Here is a 23,143-nt window from a genome sequence, read left to right on the forward strand (position 1 = left end):
GCCCAGATGTATCAAAAGTTTTTATAGATGAGTTTTAAAAAGATTGTATTGGGGACAGTCATCAGTGCGCTATGCACGCAGGATGTCCTTGCGCAACGAATGGAAGAGATGTGGGATGGTGCTGGCGGGAAAGGTGCTGTTTCACAAAATAGGGGAAAGTTGTTTCGAGAGGGGAAATATGCCCTATTTATTCATTGGGGGATCTATTCCCAATTAGCAAATAAATGGCAGGGAAAAACCTTTTATGGAATAGGAGAATGGCTTATGAACAAGAGCATGGCGAATATTCCACCCGTAGAATATAAGTTGGCAGCATCTTCCTTTCATCCGGATCACTTTGATGCCAAAGCGATCGTGCAGCTGGCAAAAGATGCTGGAATGCGTTATATCGTTATTACCAGTAAACACCATGACGGATTTTCGATGTTTCATTCGAAAGTCAACCCATTCAATATTGTCGATGCGACGAATTTTAAACGTGATCCAATGATCGAATTGGCGCAAGCTTGTAAAGAAGGCGGCATCGGTTTTGGATTTTATTATTCTCAAAATCAGGATTGGACTTATCCCGGTGGAAACGGTGGACCAAAGGTTGATGCACAGGGGAAAGAGAAATCTTTTGACGATTACTTTTGGGAGAAATGCTATCCTGAGGTACAGCAAATTACAACAGGCTATGGTCCTATAGAACTGGTATGGTTTGATACGCCGGGTGGAATGGATAAAAAATACGCACAGAAGCTTGTTGAACTGGTACACAAGAATCAACCGGGAGCCTATGTGTCAGGAAGGGTAGGACATGGGCTCGGAGATTATTCTACTCTTGGTGACATGGAAGTGCCTCGGGAGAATGTGGATGGTATTTGGGAAACGGTTGATGTGACTAATGATTCCTGGGGCTATGCTTGGTATGACAATAATTGGAAGAGTAGCCAGGAGATATTGCAACGTACACTATCAACTGTCGCACGTGGGGGAACATATATGCTGAATGTAGGACCTAAACCGGATGGTTCTATTCCAGATCAGGCAGGTTTGGCTCTGCGCAATGCCGGTGCTTGGATCAAACGTTATCCCGAAACGGTTTATGGCGCGCAAGCATCACCCTGGAAGCATGCTTTGCCTTGGGGAGATGCTACCGTACAAGGGGATCGCATTTCCTTACTGGTTTATGATTGGCCTACTGATGGAGCCTTATATGTTCCGGGCTTGACAACAGGGATTCAGTCCATTAAACTCCTGGGTTCGAAAGATCAAGGAAAATTGAATTATACACTTGAAAAGGACTGGCTTAAAATTGACATTCCGAAAGTTGCTCCCGAAAAGATGGTATCTGTCATCGAGATTAAGTTAAGCGGTACACCTCAGGTCGAAAAAATGCTGGGGGTTGATCCGGTTCTGGAAACGATTATCCCAGTTGATTTTGGAGAAGTGGAGGGTTGTAATAAAGAAGGGAAATCGTGGATGGAAAAATTTGGTGAATGGAAACATGTTGTTCAGGTCAGTAAATGGACAGAAAAAAGTAAGTTCTCTTATGAAATAGCTGTTAAAAAACCGGGTTATTATCAGGTGGATATGAATTATGCAGGCGACGGAAGGGTGGTATGGCGTATTGAAAATTCAGCGGGCGAGGTTGTTCAAAACCAACAAGAATCGGCCCATGTCTATAACTGGTATCCTTGGGGCTGGATGAAATTTGAAAATGCCGGACGATATAAAATAACTGTTTCGTTGATCGAAGGCAATGGTGATAAGGCGAGTCTGACCGCTCTTCGGTTTAAATATGTGGAATAGGAAGGGGGATTTGCGAAGATGGGTATTACTTTCGGTACTTATTCGTCAAAAACCGGATTAGTCCGGCCATGGCTCTAAAGGCAAGTAAGCCTAAGCCTGTACCCAAAATAATCCCTAGGACAACGCCGATTAGAATGGCCATGTTATTGCTGCTCCAGTCATAAACTGCATTTAGGAAAATGCAAAATATAACGGAAACAATGCTACTGCCCAATATGGCTGAGGAAAGAAATAAGGTTTTGAAACCTTTGGTTATGGAGCGCTGTTGTAATCCGACGATAACAGATGTTGAAATAATGCCCGCACTAATGAGTAGGATGATTGTTACGATAAAAAGTAAGCCAAGAAGGATGCTTATTACCGCGAGTGCCAGAAAAACAAGTGAGCCCATCAGGAGCAAGGTCGCTATAAAATTATCATCGTTCCGGAAAGAATCTATTAGATAAAAATGATCGGATAGCTGTCGAAATAGTAATGTATATAACAATTCTTGCATTATTTTAATTTAGTTAATCTTACCGCTTTATCTTGTTTTAATGATTGCTTTGTGCTAACTAAATTACTTGTTTATCTTAATATTTGAAAGGTTGTTGTTTTATTCTTGATTTAATTCTTCTGCTTTTTTTTCGGTGTTCTCCTACTGTCGAATCCGTTGATAAATAGATAAGCAAGTAGGAAGAAGAGCAGTAAAATGGTGCTGATCTTACTGCATGATCAGATTAATTTTCTCAATAGAATCTTCGTTTTCAAGGAAATCAACATAAGGGATCAGGGGCTCAATATCCTGCTTGTCCATTGTTTCTAAATCATCAAATAAAGCCTCTACAAATTCGTTACAGAAGGATTTACCAAAACTGTAGTCTCTGATTCTTGCTAAATCATCATAATTGATCTCCGTTGCGTTCAGGTTCAGCACCTCTTCAGGAATCTCATAATCACCATCAGCTGGATAGCCGATATATCTGAACATTTTTTCTTTCCATACCCGAAATAGAATCTGATGTGAGACGTGGTTTCCGAAGTATTTAAATACCTGAGAAAGAAGTACGGCTGCTGTTTCTTTTTCGAAGGTGCCCGAAATGCTTTTGTCAAGTAATTCGGCATAAGCCATGAAAATGGAACAGTTGAACCGGAAATCAAAGTGAGAAGTCAACATAGAAACTACATTGTCTTTGCCCTGGGTTCGTAGTAATTGTCTTGCTGCTAATGAGGTGAGGTTGTGCTTTTGCTCGTGGCCGTGGTTATCGGGGATGAGTACAATATGGTCCTTGTCCAGAAGGGAGATAACGAATTTCCAATCTTCAGGCCTTTTGAGGATTTTACAGTTGTGGGCTAAGTAACCGTTCCGCTTGGGATCCGATTTCTTGTCTCCGACTATTACCTCACCAGGCTGGATAATATGCTCTGGAGGGATTTTAAACCTGCGTATATGCACAAAGAGTTCTTCTCCGGAAGGTAACGCAAGGGTACCAAATCCTTTGTTATTGTCGAACCATTTGACAGCGCCGATAAACATGGCTGGTGTTGAGTTTTGTTTCAATGCTATAAAGGTAATGAAAAATATTTATTATGCATTGAAAATTAAATATTTGCGATTATCCGATGAATAAAGAGATTTTTTTAATGCATTAGCTCTTCTGAAATGATTTTCTGGTTGTCATGATACAACGAAAACAAGTCAGTTGATTGATCTACGGATAAATAGTTTGTTGATCCCTGACTGGAATTCGAGTTTTACAATAACTAAGTATGTGTCTTTTGTTAGTGTATAATCAATGCGGTTTTGAAAAATGTATTATTATGAATAATTTCATAACGAATAAACTCATCATTTTACTATGCACTATCAAGCCGTATATCAGAAGATAGATTATAAACGCTATCAATTTTTAAGACAACAGTCCGGGTTATCACCAAAAACGGACGAAGCTGCGCGTTTGGGAATGGAAAATTCCTTATGCTGTGTGGCTATTTTGGATGAGGACAACGATAATGAAATAGTAGGTATGGGTAGGATCGTTGGCGATGGTGCTTGCCATTGTCAGGTCGTTGATATCTGTGTGCTCCCCGAACATCAGAAAAAAGGACTTGGAAAACTGATTATGCAGAAACTTGATGAATACATGAATTCGAACCTGCCAGATAGCTGCTATGTCAGTTTGATAGCTGATGGTCTGGCTTTCCAGCTCTATGCGCAATATGGTTTTAAGGAAGTGTGGCCCGCATCGAGAGGTATGGGTAGAAAGTTTTAAAATGAATAGGCTATTATGCATCGTATAATTGCGAAATCCATCCTGAATAAGACAAAACAAAGAGATCCTTGGTTTCTTGACGATTATACATTAAATCCCTATAGTGGTTGCTCTTTTAATTGTTTGTATTGTTATATCCGGGGAAGTAAGTACGGGATTAATATGGCTGAAAAGCTGAGTATGAAGAGCAATGCTGTCGCATTGCTGGAAAAGCAGCTGGCATTACGTGCGCGTAAAAAACAATATGGAATTATTGTCCTTTCTTCTGTAACAGATCCTTATCTGCAAATGGAGCAGACCGAATTGCTTACCAGACAGTTATTGGACGTAATCTTACACTATCGTTTTCCGGTGCATATTATTACGAAATCGAACTTAGTTACCCGAGATTTTGATGTGTTGAAACGGATTGACGCAGAAGCAATACTTCCTGAAGATCTCCAGTCAAAATTAGCACATAAGGCTTTTGTTACCTTTTCATTTTCGACTATAGATGATCGTGTCGCCCGGGTTTTTGAGCCCGGAGCCCCGTTACCCTCGCTACGATTGGAAGCATTAAGGCAAGCGCGTGAACACGGGCTCCATAGTGGGGTCAGTCTGATGCCACTGTTGCCCTATATATCGGATACCGGAGCGAGTCTGGAACTGCTATTTCAGACTTTTCAGACTATTGGCGCCAGTTATATTTTTCCAGCCACACTTGCCTTATATGGGAATGATCCGGCGGACAATAGGGCGCTGATCATGCGCGCTATTGAAAAGCATTATCCGAATCTAATACAAAAGTATCAGCGTTTATTTGGCGCAGATGGTCAATTACCAAGCTACTATCGTCAAGCTTTTGCAGATAAAGCTAAATCGTTGTGTTCACAATATGGATTGCGGGATAGTCTTTTGTGTTGATCTCTTTATCATAGTTTGCTTCCCATTTTGCTGTGTTTCCCATAGCTATAGCTACAACGTATTTAATATATCACGAAGTTGATCGATCTGAAAATTGGATCGGACAACCTTGTTTTTCTTTGTATTGACGATAACATAGCGTGGAAATGAATATATGCCCAATTCAATTCGAAGGTTAGGGTGATCCCTGTTCTCACATATGTAGTTTTCATAGGTATACACATGTTTTTCCAAATACTGCTTCCAGGTTGCAAATTTGTCATTAACAGCTATACCTACAAATTTAAATTTTCCATTATCCTTATACTTATTAACGATGTGCTGTAGCTCAGGCCGCTGCGCTATACAGGGGTCGCGCCATGCGCCCCAAAAATCAATGATTGGGTAGTCGGTGCTGTTTTTAATCTCCATTTTGAAGACATCTTCATTCATCAATATGTAGCTATATACTGGTAAGGTGTAAGCATAGACTTTAAATTTTAACCGGATGTTTTGGCTATAATTATTGCTGATTGCCCAAAAGGTGAGGATGAACACGAAAGCAGGCCTGTTCATAATTAAATGTTTATTCTAAATTAATAAAAATATTAGATTAACTACCTCTTTTAATCTTTTTAATAATTTCGTATTCATTTGTTTTTTATTTGTATTAGCTTCTTTTTTGTGTCAAATATGTTACATTTCGTTTTTAGGCTAATAAGCTATTGTGTTAATATTATGGTTATTTATATATATCTGTTTTTCAGTAGTTTGTGTTTTTTATTGATGTTTTTAGGTAAATTTTATCTGTATAAATAAAAATATAGGGCTTATTTTGTGTTAAAAATACGTTATCTTAACATTGACTTAACCAGTTGTAGTTTAATTGTTTAGTAATACTTTATTAATAATTTACAAATATTAAATAACCTTTCTTTGTAACCGAAGAAAAACAAAACCAAAATCATGAAAACGAAACACGTATTACTTCCTGTAATGATCGGGATGTCTTTGAGCGGCTGGGCGAAGAGCAGGCCCCTCTTTCTGACAGCTATCCCAAATGTTGAAATTCCCTCCAAATTTCAAGAATCTATCAGTGGTCTTGTGAAAAATGTTGCCGGCGAACCGATTGCTGGAGCTTCAATATTAAACACATCCACCGGAAAATCTACCCAAACAGACGCCAGTGGTGCTTTTATTATTCAAGGGAAAATTGGACAACTGTTGAAAATATCAATAGTTGGATTTGAAACGCAGCAACTAAAAATCGAATCAACGGCATTGACGATTAAAATGGTATCTACGGATCAATCACTTGACGAAGTTATTGTTGTAGGCTATGGTAAACAAAAGAAAGTTAATCTGACCGGAGCGGTAACACAAATTGACTCAAAGGTACTTGAAAATCGACCTGTTGCCAATGCTACGCAAGCCTTGCAGGGAGCAATCCCTAATTTAAACATTACATTTACGAATGGAAGACCTGGTGGTGAAGGAAATGTAAATATCCGTGGTTTCGCTTCGATCAATTCTGCGAATGCACAGCCACTTATTCTTATTGATGGGGTACCAGGTAGTATTAATACCATCAATCCCAGAGACATCGAATCAATTTCTGTCCTAAAAGATGCGTCCGCAGCAGCTATTTATGGTGCAAGAGGGGCATTTGGCGTAATGTTGGTGACAACCAAAAGAGGGAAGGCCGGTAAAATGAATATCAATTATAGTAATAATTTCGGTTGGTCTGGACTTACGGTCAGAACTGATTTTATGACAAGTGGATACGATGCCGCTAGATTGAATGATGAGGCTTTTATCCGGGCTACCGGTAATAGTTATACCGGCTATACCGAAGAGGATTATGCGGAATTATTGAAAAGAAAAACAGACCCTTCCTTACCTTCTGTCGTGATCCAAAATAGAAAAGGAAAGGATCAATATGTATACTACGGAAATACAGACTGGTGGAACGAGATGTACCGTAAGACGCAGGCGTCGATGGAACATTCTTTGAACTTTTCTGGAGGGACCGAAAAAATTGATTACTATATCTCGGGACGTCTTTACGAGAAAGGTGGACTGATGAAAATTAATCAGGACAAATTTGATGGCTACAACGTAAGGTCAAGGATAAATGCACAGGTTACGCCCTGGTTAAAAGTTGGAGCTAATACACAGCTTAATTATCAAAACTATACCTATCCAGGTTGGGCTACCAATCCCGACAATAATAATAACTTTATTTCGACCACCGTACATGCATTACCGTCTTACGTGCCAATGAACCCAGATGGTACTGCAACGTATAGAACCGAACTTAATAATTACAACATTGGCGATGGAATATACGCAGACTTATTGCATGGGAAGTCAAAAGGAGGGGAGGATAAATATGAATTTATCAATATGTTTGAAGCTATATTTCAGTTGACAAAGGATTTAACAGTTACGGGGAACTATACCTTCACGTATAATCCGATTCATAATTGGAATAGAAGAACCACAGCTCCCTGGTCGGTTTTTCCTGGTGTAATCAATTATTTGGGCAACGATACTTATACCGAAACCATTATCAACAAGCCAAAGCATTCGCTGAATCTTTTTGCAAATTATAATAAGCAATTGGGGGATCATCAGATTGGTGCTACAGTAGGCTTTAACCAGGAAACTACTGGTTATAAGCGTATTGGAGGGACACACAACAACTTATTGTCAGAAGATCTGAATGATTTTGCTTTAGGAACAGGGCAAATGCAATTGCTTGGAAATGCAAATACTTGGGCATTGCGCGGCTTTTTCGGAAGGTTGAATTATAATTATAAAGGGAAGTATCTACTGGAAGTTAATGGTCGCTACGATGGAACCTCTAAATTTCCCTCGAATCAGCGTCTCGGATTCTTCCCATCTTTTTCGGGCGGTTGGCGTTTGTCGGAAGAGGCATTTATGGAGCGCTTGAAGCCGGTTTTGAACGAAGCAAAATTTAGGGTATCCTATGGCGCGCTTGGAAATGCGCAGGAAGCAACGGAGTATGGTTATATCCAATTGCTGGAGGCTGGATTGTCCAACTATATAACCAATGGCACAAAGACCCAGTTTTTGAGGGCACCCGCTCCAATTTCAGCCGATTTAACATGGGAGCGAACAAATACATTGAATTTCGGTACAGATCTGGAATTCTTTAAAAGTAAGCTGACGGTTTCTGCTGATTATTTTATCCGAAATACATTGGATATGTTAATTCCAGGCAAAACATTGCCAGCTGTATATGGTGCAGCTTCGCCAAGAACAAATGCGGGAGACTTAAGGAATAAAGGCTGGGAACTTGCCGTTGCCTGGCGAGATCAGCTTGAATTGAATGGAAAACCTTTTGGATATAATATTGGGATTGGCCTGTCGGATTCCAAAGCAAAGATCACACGCTTTGATAACAAGGAAATGCAGTTGAATAATTATTATGTAGGTCAGACAGTTGGTGATATCTGGGGGTATCAGACAGATGGCTTCTTCCAGTCCCAATCAGAAATTGATAATTGGAAGGTCAACCAGGACTATGTTGATAAACAACGCTTGGCCGCATCGGGAGATTGGGTGAAACTACATCCCGGAGATCTAAGGTTCGTTGATATTGGAGGTAAAGACGGTGTTCCGGATGGAAAAGTTGATGCCGGCGATAATACCCTGATGAATCCTGGAGATCAGCTGATTATAGGTAACAGCAGGGCACGTTATAATTTTGGTTTTAATCTGGGAGCAAATTGGCAGGGTTTTGATGTGTCGGCATTCTTTCAGGGGATTGGCAGGCAGCATTGGTGGCCTGGCGCCAATGCGGACAAATTCTGGGGACCCTATTCTAGACCATATTACTCTTTTGTACCTAAAGACTTTGAAAATGATGTATGGACGCCTGAGAACACGGATGCTTACTTCCCATTGCTGAGGGGCTATATCGCTTTGAATGATCGCGGGTCTCTAAATGTAAAATCAGATCGTTATTTGCAGGATTTAGCGTATATACGCCTAAAGAATTTAACGGTAGGATACACCGTGCCCCAAGCCTGGTTGAAACGTGTGAAATTGGCCAACGCACGAATCTATATCTCGGGGGAAAATATCTGGACTGCAACAAAGCTTCGCTCCAAATATATAGATCCTGAACAGTCTGCACAGGAAGCAAATGGAAGATCCTATCCTGTCTCTAAAACATTTTCTTTTGGTCTAGATTTAACTTTTTAATATCATGAAAAAAATATTTTTTATATACATCTTGTTGAGTACAGGTTTGACAGCTTGTAAAAAAGATTACCTGGAACGTTTACCGGAGTCCGCTATTAGACCCGAAAACTCGTTTAAAACAGAGAAAGACCTCTCATTATTTACAAAATCATTTTACGATGCGGCCTTGCCTTCGGCTGAAGGTGTCTATAATGAGTCGGTTGATAATATTGTTAAAACAACATTGGATGATGAACTGACTGGGAAAAGACAGGTGCCTATCAGCGGGGGCGGATGGAGTTGGGCTAATCTACGGAACATTAATTATTTTTTGGAAAACTGTTTTAATATTGTTCCGGAGGCTGCTGCAAGACCCTACGCTGCGGAGGCTAGATTCTTTCGTGCTTATTTTTACTTCGATAAATTAAAGCGTTTTGGTGATGTGCCTTGGTATGATAAAGTAATAGACCAATACGATGAGGAACAGTTAAATAAACCTCGTGATCCTCGGACAGTGATAGTTGCTAATATTATTGCAGATTTAGACTATGCAATCAACTACCTGCCTTTTGAAAAGAAAGAGACCAATACGGAACAAATAACAAAATGGACTGCATTGGCATTAAAATCCCGAGTAGCTCTTTTTGAAGGGACCTTTAGAAAATACCATGCTGAATTTAACTTGCCTGGGGCAAATGAATTACTAGAAAAGGCCGCGGGTGCCGCATTGGAGGTGATAAAAAGTGAGAAGTATAGTATTTATAATGGTGCGGGTATGAATTCTTATGGCGCTCTGTTCAATAGTGTGAATAGTATTTCAAGCGAAATCATCCTTGCTCGGAAATTTTCAGATGCCCTGCAGATCTGGCATAATGTTAATTATTATACGATTACAGCTTCTTATGGAAAGCCCGGGCTGGATAAAAACCTAGTGGATTCCTATCTGATGAACGATGGGACCAGATTTACGGATAAACCAAATTATCGGACGATGACTTTTAAAGAGGAAGTGCAAAATCGCGATCCTCGTTTAAGCCAGACTATACGTACTCCTGGATATAGGCGAATCGGTGGTGCCGCACCTGTTGCACCTAGTTTTGGAAATTCTGTGACCGGTTATCAATTGATTAAATTTGTCGGCGACGTGAAATATGATAATTTCAACCGGTCTGAAAATGATATGCCTATATTTAGATATGCGGAAGTGTTGCTAAACTACGCAGAAGCTAAAGCAGAGCTGGGGAACTTGAACCAAAGTGATTTAGATATGTCTGTCAAGTTGCTTCGTGACCGGGTTGGTATGCCTAACATGAACCTAGATCATGCCAAATTAAAACCGGATACATTTTTGGAGGAAGATTATAAAAATGTAAGTGGTGATCTGAAAGGCGTAATACTTGAAATACGACGAGAACGTCGTATTGAACTGGTGATGGAGTCTTTTCGGTGGGATGATATTCTGCGATGGAAAAGTGGGAAGTTGGTGACAAGGCAGTTTAAAGGAATGTACTTTCCTGGTACAGGCAAATTTGATCTGGACAATGATGGTAAAGATGATATCTGGATCTATGAGGGAGACAAGCCTACTGCCCCGGGAATACAGTTACTGAAACTCGGGTCAGAAATTACCCTAGAAAATGGGAATAAAGGAAATGTAATTGTCAATCCACTGATTAAAAAAGCATTCGATGAAAATAAAGACTATTTGTATCCAATACCAGTGCAAGAACTGCAGTTAAATAAGAACTTAAAGCAAAACCCCGGTTGGGGAAATTAAGAATTTTCGTATTTTAGGTCACTCGTCACTGATGAGTGACCTTAGTTTTTAAACCTAATTTAAATCTTATGTATAAGTACTTCCAATGTATTGCAGTGATCTTCTCACTACAGTTTGTAACCTTGCACTGTAATGCACAACAGGATGAAAAAGTTAGCTTGACACATTTACCTTATATCCAAGGCTTGACAGATCATTCGGTGTCCATTATATGGACGACTAATCGCCCAGCAACAGGTTGGGTAGAATTGGCGCCAGATGATTCGAGTCATTTTTATCATATTGAACGATCCAAATATTATGCTGCAGCTTATGGTTTTAAAAAAGTCGGGACTGTTCACCAAGTGAATTTAAATGGATTAAAACCAGGAACAAAATACCGTTATCGAGTATATAGCCAAGAGGTAACTAAACACGTTGGTGTCAATGTGGAATACGGAAAAATTGTAGCAACCAATGTATATCGACAGGAACCGTTGGCATTTACTACGCTCGGACCGGCTAAAGTAACCCGCTTCGCTGTGGTTAATGATATTCATGGTCGTAATGATGTGTTGAATAAATTACTTGATCTCTCTGATCTCCCTAAACAGGATTTTATTGTTTTTAATGGTGATATGGTCGATAATTTATTGAGTGAACAACAGATGTTTGACGGTTTTATGGATACGGCAATCAAACGATTTGCAAGTGAGAAACCTATGTTCTACTCAAGAGGGAACCATGAAACCCGAGGACCATTTGCCATTACCTATCCGCAATACTTCCCGACACCGACAGGAAAGCTCTATTATCAATTTAAGCACGGTGAAACTGCTTTTATCGTGTTGGATTGTGGTGAGGATAAGCCAGATTCTGATATGGAATACAGTGGCATCGTGGAGATGGATAATTATCGTACAGAACAAGCAAAATGGTTGGAGGAAGCCGTGGAAAAACCGGATTATAAAGATGCAAAATATAAGATAATCATATGTCATATGCCACCATTTGGCGGTTGGCATGGCGAACAGGAGATTCTGGATAAATTTGTTCCTATTCTAAATAGATCCGGTGCGCAAATTATGTTGTGTGGACATTTGCATAGACATATTATTAAACAGGTGTCTGAGAAGGTCAATTTTCCTGTTATCGTGAACTCCAATAATAATTTGCTTAAAGTAGATTTAGCTGCTAAAGGGTCTTTTAAAATTATTGACCAACAGGGGAAACTTATTGATGAAGTAACTATAACACCCCTACGCTAATTGCCGTGCATTCGAGGTCTGTTCTTACTCCTAAGGCAGACCTTTTTTTACCGATGAAACCCAGGTTTTAATGGTAATTTTTCCTAATTAACTGCTCTCGGATTGTTTTCGTCGACGAAGCGCCCGTCATCGAAACAGTTTTTTTCGTTTTTTACCTGCCCTTAAATTCCCCCATTTATAACCTATTATTAAGTTGTGGAGGTAATATTAGTATTCGTTTTTGTGCGTTTTTTTATTTATTTATTGAGTTATATTGCGCTATGTAATTTAGATTTATTAAAAATAATTTGAATAAATGCTTTAGAATAGCCTATATTTGCAATTGTTTAGAACGATTTTAAACAAGCGCATTTCTAGGTGCGTTTTTGTTCGTACTTATGAAAAAAGAATATTGGACTATTTTTGCCTCACTTTGTCTTGTTATGGATGTGTATGGGCAATCCGTTTTAATTCAGGGAAAAGTTACCGATAGTAGGAAAAGTCTATTATCGGGAAGCACCGTAATGTTGAATCAACTGGATCTTTCTAGTATAACCAATAATCGAGGCGAGTATAGTCTAAACATTCCAACCGAGCAGTTTGGGAAATCGATTATTTTATCGGTCTCTTATTTAGGGAAAAAGGGGATAGAGCGGACAATTTTATTGGACTCAGTAAAAAAGGTTGAGAATTTTGTCTTGCGAGACATGAGCCTTGCGCTCGATGAGGTGGCTGTACAGGCGAAAAAAGGGGAACTGAGTAATTCCTCCTTGGTATTTGACCGCGAAATGATCGAAAGATATCCCGCTCTCAGTGTAAATGACCTATTAAACCGCCTTCCTAACCGCAAAAACACAGCTCCTTCTGTGCAAGATATGCAAATGTTGACACTGCGTGGGGCCTTTGAAGAAACTACTGTTGGCGCACGGAATCCGAATGAACTCAATAATGCTTTTGGAGTTGCAATTGTTATGGATGATATTACCCTTGGAAATAATGGGAATATGCAAGGACGTAACCCCGGTATATTTGGAATGTCAGGAGCAACCAATTCGATCAAACCTTCAGATTATGGATTGACAGGGCGTCCGGGGACAACAAAATCTTATTCAGGCGAGAATGTTTTTGGGGGGATAGATCTACGTCAAATCCCTGTGGAAAATATTGAGCGTTTGGAAGTAATATCGGGGGTCGCACCGGCACGTTATGGTGATTTATCCAACGGTGCAGTTATTATTGAAAGGCAGGCTGGCAAAACCCCTGCTTTTTTCCGACTTCAGGTTCGTAGTAATGCCACCTCCTATGGATTATCCAAAGGTATGAGTCTAGGAAAGAATTTGGGAACGGTCAATGCTGATATAGGTTATGTTAAATCCTATGCGGACAATAGGGATAAATTGAAGCAATATGATCGCGTTAATGGGACATTGATCTGGACAAATTACTTTGGGACCGAAAAAAGGTTAAAACAAACTTTTTCAGGATCTTACAATAAAGTGATTGACCGGGTGAACAAAGATCCGGATGATCCGCAGTCTAATGCAATTTCATTTGGTGGTTGGGGATGGAATGCCGCTAGCCGCACAAGTTACAAATTGGATTATGGATTTCTCAAAAACATCAATTTTAATGTAGGTATAAGTTCCAGTCAACAGAATACCTACCGGGAACATTATTATAATGATGCCATGGTGCTCTATACCGATTCTGTCCGGACAGGTATCGTGGAAGGACAATATGCACCGGGGCAATACACGGCAGTGGATGCTGTGGATAATAGACCTTTAAATTTAAATGGCCGGCTCGAAGCGAATGCTTTTGCAATCACAGGGCATATGACACACAAAATAAATTTTGGAGCAAATTATAGCTACGATATTAATCGGGGTGGAGGGCGTCTGGCGGATCCTTCTATGCCAAAAAAGGACCTAGGGAGCAGATCAGATCGATATTACGACTTCTCGTTGCTACATGCCCTACAAAATTTCGGTTTCTATGCTGAGGATGCTGCTCGGATGAAATTATTTGATAAAGACCTATCCATAAGAGCGGGTGTTCGCTGGGACCTAATGAATGGCCATTCTTCATTTTCCCCCCGAACAAATATCAATTATGCACTTTCCAAATCCACGCAGATTGGACTGGCTTACGGTCTGTCTTTTAAATCTCCTGGATTAGCTCAGTTGTATCCCGGACCTACGTTTGAAGAGATTATTCTGTTGAATGCTTATAATGGAAGGGAGGATGAGAGCACGGCTTTGATTTATCTGAGACGGTACGAAAAAGATAATAGCAACTTGAAAAGCAGTATGGGACAGACCTTAGAGTCTTCCTTGTCCTGGAACAAAAATGGTCATTATTTACGGACTAATCTTTTCTATAAAAAAAATGCACGTAGTATCAATACCGCTACTGAATATGAAGTGAGAGACTTACCCGCATATTCGGCAACCCCGGTTCCGGGCGCTAAACCAATAATCAGGGAGACTGGAACAAAGCGGTATCTGTTGTCCAATCTATATTTTGACAACAGGAATAGTTCATCCAACTTTGGTGCTGAGGTCATGTATTCAACTCCTCGCATTCCATCTCTCATGACAACTTTTTCGGCAACAGCTGCATTTACGTTTGCGAATGCAAGTTCTTCGACATTAAACAGTATTCAGTTTAGTTCCGAACGAACAGCAATGGATGATATTGTAATCGGTTTTTTCCCGGCTAAGTCTACCAAAAGTTATTTGAGCAGAGCGCAACTCCGAAGCTCAACACATTTTCCGGCGCTGCGATTAATCATCGAATTGAGCGCTGACTGTGAATTGTATAATTATAGCAAAACAGCTTATGAGGATATTATACCCGTAGGATATTATACCCGCGACTACGAATATCATGTGATTGATCAATTTGATATAACGAATCCAAAACATCTCGAACTCTATGAGAAAAGAAAAGTCGATGCGGATCGTGTCAATGCCGATAATAATTATGTGTATTGGAATTTTAATCTCAATATGGCCAAGGAGATAGGCAAGAATATCTATCTCTCTTTTAATGTGTATAATTTCCTGGACTATCAGCCACGGTTTTATAGAGAAGGGGCGACTGGGGTGAAAGCCCCCAATTCGTCGCCGAACTATGGCGCGCAGGTTACCTATAAATTCTAAACTCAAAAACTAAACAATATGAAAACACGTTATTTGATTCCTCTTTTATTTTTACCTTTTATATCTTGTAAAAAAGATAATACACCCGGTGTACAACCATTGGATATTAAATTAAATTTAAAATACGCATCTGCGGAACTAAATGGCAAGTTAGATCTGAGCAAGGTTGTTGTTAAAGTGACCAATCTGTCAACAAAGACCAGTATGACCTATTCTCCGAGCCAAGGTGTGGTCAATCTGGTATCCATTATGCCCGGCGAATACGATATAGATGCTTCCATTACAATCCCCAAAGACCAATATTTTAACTCAACTGGGGAAGCAATTTTTGAGGATGTCACATTTAATGCGGCGATAAAAAAAGTAAACCTAACCAGCTCCTCAAGCTTAGACCTTGAATTAATTGCTGGTCTTCTGGGCAATTTTGTGATAAAACAGATCTATTATGCCGGATCAGACAATAAAGAAGGCGCTATTTATAGAGATCAGTTTTTTGAAGTTTATAATAATACGGACCGGGTTTTATATGCGGATAGTCTTTATTTTGGCCGTCTGTGGGGAAGACAACGGAATACAAATGATCCTGATCATTATCAGGCCAATGGACAATTGGATTGGAGTAAATCAATGGGGATGACTGTCGGCGAAACCGCGAATACAGACTATGTCTATTTAAGAGATCTGTTTATGATTCCGGGAAATGGGAAAAGCTATCCAGTGGAGCCTGGCAAGAGCATCGTGATTGCGCAAAATGCACTGAATCATAAGGTGCCATTTATAGGAAATAACGGAAAAGAAGTGGCCATTAAAAAACCTGAACTGACAGTTGATCTGAGCAACGCAAGCTTCGAAGTATATTATGGTGATATTCCAGGGAATAAACCATTCGCGTCTGATATTGACAACCCAAAGGTACCTAATGTGCAAATTTTGGATTATGTGGGCAACGATTGGATTTTAGATAATTTAGGACGAGATGCTTACGTGATATTTAAACATGCTGATCGCGCCGTAGTAGCGAACCTTCCTAGCTACCCTGAACCGTCCATAAATCCACCAAGTTCTACAGCAAAAAAATACAGACAGTTGCCTGTTAATTGGATTATGGATGCCGTAGATGTGCAACCCAATACGACAGATGATAGAATCCCTAAAAAACTACCACCAGCTTTAGATGCGGGCTTTACATTCGTAACACTCGGCGGCTACTCATCACAATCCGCGATGCGCAAAACTGACAAAACCACGAATGGTGTCCGAAAATTGAAGGATACGAATAATTCTACAGCGGATTTCGTTGTCATAAAAGCAAACCCATTCGGATTTGTGGATTAAAATGCGTAATGCAATTCTATTCCATCTGCTTACTGTCAAGCAGATGGAATTTGAAATAATAGCTGTTGACCCGTTCCAGATGATTTTCGATCTGAACGCTCATTTATACCTTGAGCAGGTCATCAATAAAACAATTAAATAGATGAAAAGTATTAAATATATTGCTTCCACTACCGTATTTTTCCTAAGCTCTATTGCTGTGCAAGGACAGATAAAATCCAGTGCAACGGTAGATTCATTGACAGCGACATCTTACTGGTACCAACCTTCATCTATTATGTCTCATGATATGGCTGTTCGAAATAGGGTGTGGATTTCAGAGGAAATGAAGAATAAGTCTTCTATACTGGGGATTCAACAGACGATTGCTAAAGGAAGTTTTCAGCCTGCTCAGGGCGCCAATGGACTAAAACAGACCCACATTTACACAGAGGGGAAAACACAATGGCAAAAGACTAATTTCTGGGGACGATTTTCCTATGACCGCAGTTCGGAGGATAGCACTGCCATGCGTCATCAATCTAGATGGAATGAAGACGCTCCAGTTTATTTTGGCTCCCTAAAAAAAAATAAATACAATCGGGAAACATATAAACTAGATGCTGGAATTCAACATGCATTCCTAAATAATCGCCTACCCATTTCCTTAGGGATTGATTATAGATTAGGTTCTCATTACTCCAATAATGATCCAAGGGGTGATGTTAAAGATATGAATTTACAGTTTGAATTGAGTGTAGGACACAATCTTTCAAAAATTTCTTATCATCTTTCGGGTATTTGGGGCTACGGTTCTGAACGGGTAAATGTAGGCTATAAAAATGAAAAATATACCAAAAACACCGAAGATCCATTGTATGTTAATTGGATAATGAACGGTTTTGGAAATGCGCGCGAAAGGATAAGCGAGATAAATTACAATGATATCATCAGTCGGGCCGGAATTGGGGGACATCTGCTGTTAAAACCCAATGGAGCGGATAAGATCTACCTAAATGGACGCTATATAAATGAAAAGCAGTCTTTTAGAAGAAATGATAATTCTAAACAGACTTATTTATTGTTAAATGATTATACAAAGGATATTAGCTCAATAGATTTTTTATGGAGTCGTCAGATGCAGAACCAAAAATCATTGAAACTGGCATTAACTGGGCAGATTGAGGAAGGGAAAGATTTTAATTATTCCTATTTATCCAACAATTATACCTATCAGCAAAATCAGATGCAAATCAAGGGCCTGTTTGGTTTTCGTCAGTTTCATACCGAAGGGAGTATAGCTGTGCGAAATCTTAGAAAAAAAGATGGAGTGACTGGTAATGCAATGGATGTAGATCAGATCAAAGCAGGGATTGGTCTAAACCGCAGAGTTCGAGTAAGTGAGCGATCTGATCTATTGGGCTCTGTTTATTATCTCAGGCAATGGTCTCCCGCGAATGATTTAATTGTGTCGGATTTGAATACAGGTAATTTTGCGAAGCAGATTCTTTATCAGGATTACGTTTATGAGACTGTCTCAAGTAGTACCTGGACAACATCATGGGTATGGGTGACTCATCGGGGTAAAACGGACTGGAGTGTACAGTTTCAGCTAGATTATCAGCATCGGGGCGATTTGATGTCATTGAATTATGACCTGTCTGCTGTGCCGGGTAAAGATAGATTTTTAGGTAAATTGGGTGTTTCGTATATTTTCTGATGAGATCATATACCCCAGTGTAGGAACAGCAGGCATTTTTTAAGCATATTTAAGGTTGTATTAATCATGAAAAAACATTTTGCAGTATTGGTCAGTATCATTGGAATTGTTGGTTTACTATCTATGAAAGATCAACAAAAAGCATTGTATGAAGAACTGCAGTTGCTTTATCGAAGACCGATAAGCGAGTGGCCTAAACCGACGATTGATGCTGGAGTCAGCTGGAAGGAATTTACGTCACTGCCCAAGGTTGATACAAGTTATTTTTCTTTGATGGAAAAGCCGGATGTCAAGTTGGGAAAATATCTTTTTTTTGATCCGATACTGTCTGGCAGCAATCAGATCTCCTGTAGCAGCTGTCACAATCCCCAGACATCATGGGCTGATAAATTGACGGTTCCGGTTGGCAATGATCATTTGGAGGGGACACGTAATACACCATCACTACTGAATGTGTATGCGCGGAAAGAATTGTTCTGGGATGGAAGATCCAAGTCGCTGGAAGAGCAGGCGTTAAGTCCCATTGAAGCACATCATGAAATGGACATGGATCTGACCAAATTGATTCCAAAATTGAAAGCTATCCCGGCCTATAACAAGCTGTTTCTAGCAGCCTTTGGGGAGGAAGATTATTCCATGCCAGAGGTTTTAAAGGCTTTAGGTGCTTTTCAACGGACTTTAACAAGTAGACGTAGTCGCTTTGATGAGTTTTTGGATGGTAATTATAAGGTGTTGTCGGAGCAAGAGGTACGTGGACTACATCTCTTCCGTACAAAAGCGAGATGTATGAATTGTCACAATGGTCAGTTTTTAACGGACGACACTTATCATAACATCGGACTGACTTATTACAAACGTAAATATCAAGACTTGGGCCGGTATGAAATTACCAAAGATCCAGCTGACGTAGGGCGTTTTAGGACCCCTTCGCTGCGGGACGTGATGAATACCGATCCATGGATGCACAATGGATTATTCTGGAATATGACAGGATTGCTGAACATGTATAACAGTGGGATGCAAATGAACTCTGCGAAGCCAGAACAGAAGGCCAAAGATCCACTTTATCCAGTTACAGATCCTTTAATGCAACCTTTGAACCTTAGTAAAGAGGAAATAAAAGATATCGAAGCATTTTTACATGCCATCACAGCAACTTCCTATCGGATGCGACGTCCTGAAAGCTTGCCGCGGTAGTGTCTACAAATGCCTATTTTTACTTTGTTTGGTGTTTTTTGTAACATACTTACAGTGAGTTGTATATGTGGTTAAAAAGGCGTTTAATTTATTTTTCGTACCTTTGTGCTGTCAAAAGACAGAATGGCGTGAGTTTATTCCGCTAGGACTGGAGCCTTTTTGAGGCACAGTCGAAGTTGTTCGTTGTACTTGTTGAAGTATATTTTGGAGCTGTGTTTAGCATAGCTCATCTTTAAAAGATTAGTTTCTTTTTCATCGTTGCTCTTATCGAACCGAGAGTAAAGCGTGTTAGTTAATAAGTAGATTGAACTGAAGTTTAAAATTTCGATCAAACGAATTCAACTGTAGGGATATTTTATGTGAATGAAAACTACGTAGGTGTGCAGCCTTAGTGGCTTACTCATGCTCTTTTGTTTTATTTATGTTTAAAAAAATTAAAGAATGGATAAAACTAGAAAGGTAAAGGTAAAAGTTGAAGATTTGACCATTGTTTTTGGTAAACAGAAAAAACAAGCTTTGAAATTATTGGACGAGGGGTTTTCGAAGAAAGAAATATTAGAAAAAACTGCTTGTACAATAGGAATTAACAAAGCAAATTTCGAAATCTATGAAGGTGAGTTTTTTGTGATCATGGGGCTTTCAGGAAGTGGTAAATCGACCTTACTTCGTTGTTTAAACAGATTGAATGAGCCTACCTCAGGAAAGGTATTTGTCAATGACGAAGATATTACCGGGAAAAATAATAAAGAGCTTTTGGAAGTGCGTAGGACCGAAATGAGTATGGTCTTTCAAAAATTCGGCTTGCTGCCACACCATACCGTGCTGAGTAATGCTGCATTTGGACTGGAAATAAGAGGTGAGGACAAAGAATCACGTGAGGCAAAAGCCCAAAAGGCTCTTGATATTGTTGGATTGAATGGCTTTGAACAGCAGCTACCGGCTCAACTTTCTGGCGGGATGCAGCAACGTGTTGGATTGGCTCGAGCTTTGGCCAATGATCCCGAAGTGTTACTGATGGATGAAGCGTTTTCAGCACTGGACCCTCTGATCAAAGCCGAAATGCAAGATCAGCTGCTTGAACTGCAGGACACGCTACAGAAAACAATTGTCTTTATTACGCATGATCTTGACGAAGCCATCAAATTGGGCGATCGTATCGTCATTATGAAGGACGGGGTAATTGAACAGATTGGTACCGCTGAGGATATCCTGACAAACCCTGCAAGTGATTATGTAAAAGCTTTTGTCGAAAAAGTGGATCGGAAAGCAATTATTACCGCAGGCTCCCTGATGTTTGAAAAACCAACAGTTGTACGATTCAAAAAAGACGGTCCCGAAGGTGCTCTGCGCAAAATGCGCGCTTCTGGTATAGATATATTACCTGTAGTGGACGTGCATGATCATTTTTTTGGTTTTGTCCATATCAATGAAGTGATCCAGTCAGCCAAACGTAAAGAAGCGACCGTTGAGGCCATCATTCACGCAAATGTTCCCACCGTATCAAAAGAAGTAACTGTGGAGGAAATGTTACCACTGATTTCAGAAGTGCGATCGCCCATCGCTGTGGTCAATGAACACAACCGTTTATTGGGGATCGTAACCCAGACTTCATTAATCATTGAGGCGACCAAATACAACGAAGAGGAAATCATAGAATTAAAAGAGCAAGCAAATAATCAATAGATATGAATAAAGTAATCGACATAGGACAATATATAGCCATAGCTGTCAATTGGTTGACAGACAATCTGAAACCATTTTTTGACCTGATCAAAAATACAGGAAACACCTCTATTCTTGGTCTTGAATGGTTATTGATCGCGACTCCGTTTTTTGTAATGATCACACTTTTTACAGCATTGGCCTGGTGGAAATCTGGTAAAGGCGTTGCACTGACCACATTTCTGGGATTGACATTGATCTATCTGATGGGATTTTGGATGGAAACAATGGAAACATTGGCTTTGGTGCTGGTCGCGACGGTGACCGCATTACTTATTTCGGTACCGCTTGGGATATGGGCGGCCAAAAATAAATTTGCAGCAAAGATCATCCGGCCTTTATTGGATTTAATGCAGACGATGCCTGCTTTCGTCTATTTGATACCAGCAGTATTGTTTTTTAGTATCGGAAAAGTACCCGGCGCCTTTGCTACCATCATTTTTGCCATGCCCCCAGCAGTTCGCTTGACCACCCTGGGTATTGATGGGGTACCGAAGGATATTGTCGAGGCTGCCCGTTCATTCGGAGCAACCAATCGACAGATTTTATTTAAAGTGGAGTTGCCTTTAGCAACCAAAACAATTCTTGCGGGCATCAATCAAACCATATTGTTATCGTTGTCAATGGTTGTTATCGCTGGGATGATTGCTGCCGGTGGCTTAGGTGAAAGGGTTCTCGAAGGAATAAACAACCTGGATATTGGCCTTGGATTTGAAAGTGGTCTGTCTGTCGTGATTTTGGCAATTATACTAGACCGGATAACACAAGGTTTTGTAAACAAGAAATAAGATAATGATGAAAATTAAGTTAATAGGAATCTGGATACTGGTATTTTTGTTTTCGGCTTGTAACAGTAGCAGGAATAAGAATATTATTCATATCGGTATGGTTGACGGTTGGGCAGAGGGTGTCGCAATGACCTATATTGCCAAAGCCATCATGGAGGAGAAAGGTTACCATGTTGTGATACAACGTGCTACCCCAGATATGATCTTGGCTTCTATGAATAATGGCGATACAGATCTGTATATGGATGTCTGGTTGCCATTAACACATGGTGCTAAGGTAGCGAAGTTCCCAAATCTACAGGAAATTGGTACGAGTTATGCTTCCGCCCGCAATGGTCTTGTTGTACCGGATTATGTATCCATTGATGATATTGGGCAATTGAAAGCGCACCAAGCGCAGTTCAATAATAGAATTATTGGGATCGAAAAGGGCGCGGGGATCACAAGGGCTGTGGATCAGGTTATCAAAGACTATAACCTGAATTATAAACACATAAATTCTTCCACGGTAGCGATGATTACTGAGCTGCAGAATGCAATTAAAGACCATAGATGGATTGTCGTGGCGGGTTGGCAGCCCCATTGGATGTTTGCTAAGATGAAATTGAAGTTTTTAAATGATCCCAAAAAAACATTGGGTAGCGCTGAAGAGATTAAAATCTTTGCACGCAGAGACTTTAGCAAAGATCAACCAGAATTGGCAAGCCTCTTTTCACAGATCCATTTTGATGATGCAACAATGGCAGATCTCTTAGCACAAATGGAGGGGACCCGAGAGAAAGCAGCACTTGCAAGAAATTGGTTAACAGTGCACCGTTCCCTGCTAAAAATCTCCGAATAGACCTTAGGTTAACAGGTTATACTTAACCCCATTTGAAGAGTCAAGTGGGGTTAAATTTTGCCGTTTTTTTTGGTAAATAATTAGTTTTTATAGTTAATATAATATTTTTATAGCTATTAAATTGCTCCCTATTAGACGAGGTAATTCCCCAGCACAGATGTAGCACTTGCTAAGCACGGATAAAGCACTATTTTGTTACAAGGCGAAATTGTGCTTTAAGAGTGTAATAAGTGTGTATGAGAAGGCATATAGAC

General features: G+C 40.0%; 16 protein-coding genes. 13 read left to right on the plus strand and 3 right to left on the minus strand.

What is annotated here, in order from left to right; all coding sequences use genetic code 11:
- Positions 1–27: 27 nt before the first annotated feature.
- The gene (locus tag M2408_RS13300) at positions 28–1,794 is read left to right on the plus strand and encodes an alpha-L-fucosidase (RefSeq protein ID WP_259182542.1); all 1,767 of its coding nucleotides are present in this window, start codon (positions 28–30) and stop codon (positions 1,792–1,794) included.
- A 25-nt stretch (positions 1,795–1,819) separates the two neighbouring features.
- Here M2408_RS13300 and M2408_RS13305 read toward each other — a convergent pair whose 3' ends face one another.
- Positions 1,820–2,290, minus strand: coding sequence for a hypothetical protein (locus M2408_RS13305; RefSeq protein WP_259182543.1), 471 nt, complete (start codon positions 2,288–2,290; stop codon positions 1,820–1,822).
- Positions 2,291–2,497: 207 nt separating this feature from the next.
- On the minus strand, positions 2,498–3,334 hold the full coding sequence (locus tag M2408_RS13310) for a cold-shock protein (protein ID WP_259182545.1): 837 nt from the start codon (positions 3,332–3,334) through the stop codon (positions 2,498–2,500).
- A 298-nt stretch (positions 3,335–3,632) separates the two neighbouring features.
- Between M2408_RS13310 and M2408_RS13315 the strand changes: the two genes are divergently transcribed.
- Positions 3,633–4,046 carry a GNAT family N-acetyltransferase gene (locus tag M2408_RS13315; RefSeq protein WP_259182548.1) on the plus strand — a complete coding sequence of 138 codons (414 nt, stop codon included), beginning with the start codon at positions 3,633–3,635 and terminating at the stop codon, positions 4,044–4,046.
- Positions 4,047–4,061: 15 nt separating this feature from the next.
- Positions 4,062–4,949, plus strand: coding sequence for a radical SAM protein (locus M2408_RS13320; RefSeq protein WP_259182551.1), 888 nt, complete (start codon positions 4,062–4,064; stop codon positions 4,947–4,949).
- Between the two features lie 51 nt (positions 4,950–5,000).
- Here the strand turns inward: M2408_RS13320 and M2408_RS13325 are convergent, their stop codons facing one another.
- Positions 5,001–5,504 carry a TlpA disulfide reductase family protein gene (locus M2408_RS13325; RefSeq protein WP_259182554.1) on the minus strand — a complete coding sequence of 168 codons (504 nt, stop codon included), beginning with the start codon at positions 5,502–5,504 and terminating at the stop codon, positions 5,001–5,003.
- Positions 5,505–5,894: 390 nt separating this feature from the next.
- Here M2408_RS13325 and M2408_RS13330 point away from each other — a divergent pair, with 390 nt between their 5' ends.
- The 10 genes from M2408_RS13330 to M2408_RS13375 all read left to right on the plus strand — a co-directional run bounded on the left by M2408_RS13330 (position 5,895) and on the right by M2408_RS13375 (position 22,889).
- Positions 5,895–9,161 (plus strand): TonB-dependent receptor, encoded by a 3,267-nt coding sequence (locus M2408_RS13330; protein WP_259182555.1) that lies wholly within the window; start codon positions 5,895–5,897, stop codon positions 9,159–9,161.
- A 4-nt stretch (positions 9,162–9,165) separates the two neighbouring features.
- Positions 9,166–10,917 (plus strand): RagB/SusD family nutrient uptake outer membrane protein, encoded by a 1,752-nt coding sequence (locus M2408_RS13335; protein WP_259182558.1) that lies wholly within the window; start codon positions 9,166–9,168, stop codon positions 10,915–10,917.
- Positions 10,918–10,985: 68 nt separating this feature from the next.
- Complete coding sequence (locus tag M2408_RS13340; RefSeq protein ID WP_259182559.1) at positions 10,986–12,164, plus strand: FN3 domain-containing metallophosphoesterase family protein; 1,179 nt, start codon at positions 10,986–10,988, stop codon at positions 12,162–12,164.
- A gap of 377 nt (positions 12,165–12,541) precedes the next feature.
- On the plus strand, positions 12,542–15,307 hold the full coding sequence (locus tag M2408_RS13345; RefSeq protein WP_259182560.1) for a TonB-dependent receptor domain-containing protein: 2,766 nt from the start codon (positions 12,542–12,544) through the stop codon (positions 15,305–15,307).
- An 18-nt stretch (positions 15,308–15,325) separates the two neighbouring features.
- Positions 15,326–16,642: a DUF4876 domain-containing protein gene (locus tag M2408_RS13350; protein WP_259182562.1), complete on the plus strand. Its 1,317-nt coding sequence runs from the start codon at positions 15,326–15,328 to the stop codon at positions 16,640–16,642.
- A gap of 142 nt (positions 16,643–16,784) precedes the next feature.
- Positions 16,785–18,341 carry a DUF6850 family outer membrane beta-barrel protein gene (locus M2408_RS13355; protein WP_259182565.1) on the plus strand — a complete coding sequence of 519 codons (1,557 nt, stop codon included), beginning with the start codon at positions 16,785–16,787 and terminating at the stop codon, positions 18,339–18,341.
- 66 nt (positions 18,342–18,407) lie between these two features.
- Complete coding sequence (locus tag M2408_RS13360) at positions 18,408–19,538, plus strand: cytochrome-c peroxidase (protein ID WP_259182567.1); 1,131 nt, start codon at positions 18,408–18,410, stop codon at positions 19,536–19,538.
- Positions 19,539–19,979: 441 nt separating this feature from the next.
- Positions 19,980–21,221 carry a glycine betaine/L-proline ABC transporter ATP-binding protein gene (locus M2408_RS13365; RefSeq protein WP_223578400.1) on the plus strand — a complete coding sequence of 414 codons (1,242 nt, stop codon included), beginning with the start codon at positions 19,980–19,982 and terminating at the stop codon, positions 21,219–21,221.
- 2 nt (positions 21,222–21,223) lie between these two features.
- Complete coding sequence (locus tag M2408_RS13370; RefSeq protein ID WP_259182574.1) at positions 21,224–22,048, plus strand: proline/glycine betaine ABC transporter permease; 825 nt, start codon at positions 21,224–21,226, stop codon at positions 22,046–22,048.
- 4 nt (positions 22,049–22,052) lie between these two features.
- A complete protein-coding gene (locus M2408_RS13375; protein WP_259182576.1) occupies positions 22,053–22,889 on the plus strand; it encodes a glycine betaine ABC transporter substrate-binding protein in 837 nt (278 codons plus the stop codon).
- The last annotated feature ends 254 nt before the right edge of the window (positions 22,890–23,143 follow it).

This window comes from Sphingobacterium sp. BIGb0165, from assembly GCF_024810095.1.
GTDB classification, from domain to species: domain Bacteria; phylum Bacteroidota; class Bacteroidia; order Sphingobacteriales; family Sphingobacteriaceae; genus Sphingobacterium; species Sphingobacterium detergens.

Excerpts from the sequence above, each read along its gene's own strand:
- M2408_RS13300 (WP_259182542.1), top strand. The coding sequence starts at position 28 with ATGAGTTTTAAAAAGATTGTATTGGGGACAGTCATCAGTGCGCTATGC.
- M2408_RS13305 (WP_259182543.1), bottom strand. The coding sequence starts at position 2,290 with ATGCAAGAATTGTTATATACATTACTATTTCGACAGCTATCCGATCAT.
- M2408_RS13315 (WP_259182548.1), top strand. The coding sequence starts at position 3,633 with ATGCACTATCAAGCCGTATATCAGAAGATAGATTATAAACGCTATCAA.
- M2408_RS13320 (WP_259182551.1), top strand. The coding sequence starts at position 4,062 with ATGCATCGTATAATTGCGAAATCCATCCTGAATAAGACAAAACAAAGA.
- M2408_RS13325 (WP_259182554.1), bottom strand. The coding sequence starts at position 5,504 with ATGAACAGGCCTGCTTTCGTGTTCATCCTCACCTTTTGGGCAATCAGC.
- M2408_RS13330 (WP_259182555.1), top strand. The coding sequence starts at position 5,895 with ATGAAAACGAAACACGTATTACTTCCTGTAATGATCGGGATGTCTTTG.
- M2408_RS13335 (WP_259182558.1), top strand. The coding sequence starts at position 9,166 with ATGAAAAAAATATTTTTTATATACATCTTGTTGAGTACAGGTTTGACA.
- M2408_RS13340 (WP_259182559.1), top strand. The coding sequence starts at position 10,986 with ATGTATAAGTACTTCCAATGTATTGCAGTGATCTTCTCACTACAGTTT.
- M2408_RS13345 (WP_259182560.1), top strand. The coding sequence starts at position 12,542 with ATGAAAAAAGAATATTGGACTATTTTTGCCTCACTTTGTCTTGTTATG.
- M2408_RS13350 (WP_259182562.1), top strand. The coding sequence starts at position 15,326 with ATGAAAACACGTTATTTGATTCCTCTTTTATTTTTACCTTTTATATCT.
- M2408_RS13355 (WP_259182565.1), top strand. The coding sequence starts at position 16,785 with ATGAAAAGTATTAAATATATTGCTTCCACTACCGTATTTTTCCTAAGC.
- M2408_RS13360 (WP_259182567.1), top strand. The coding sequence starts at position 18,408 with ATGAAAAAACATTTTGCAGTATTGGTCAGTATCATTGGAATTGTTGGT.
- M2408_RS13365 (WP_223578400.1), top strand. The coding sequence starts at position 19,980 with ATGGATAAAACTAGAAAGGTAAAGGTAAAAGTTGAAGATTTGACCATT.
- M2408_RS13370 (WP_259182574.1), top strand. The coding sequence starts at position 21,224 with ATGAATAAAGTAATCGACATAGGACAATATATAGCCATAGCTGTCAAT.
- M2408_RS13375 (WP_259182576.1), top strand. The coding sequence starts at position 22,053 with ATGATGAAAATTAAGTTAATAGGAATCTGGATACTGGTATTTTTGTTT.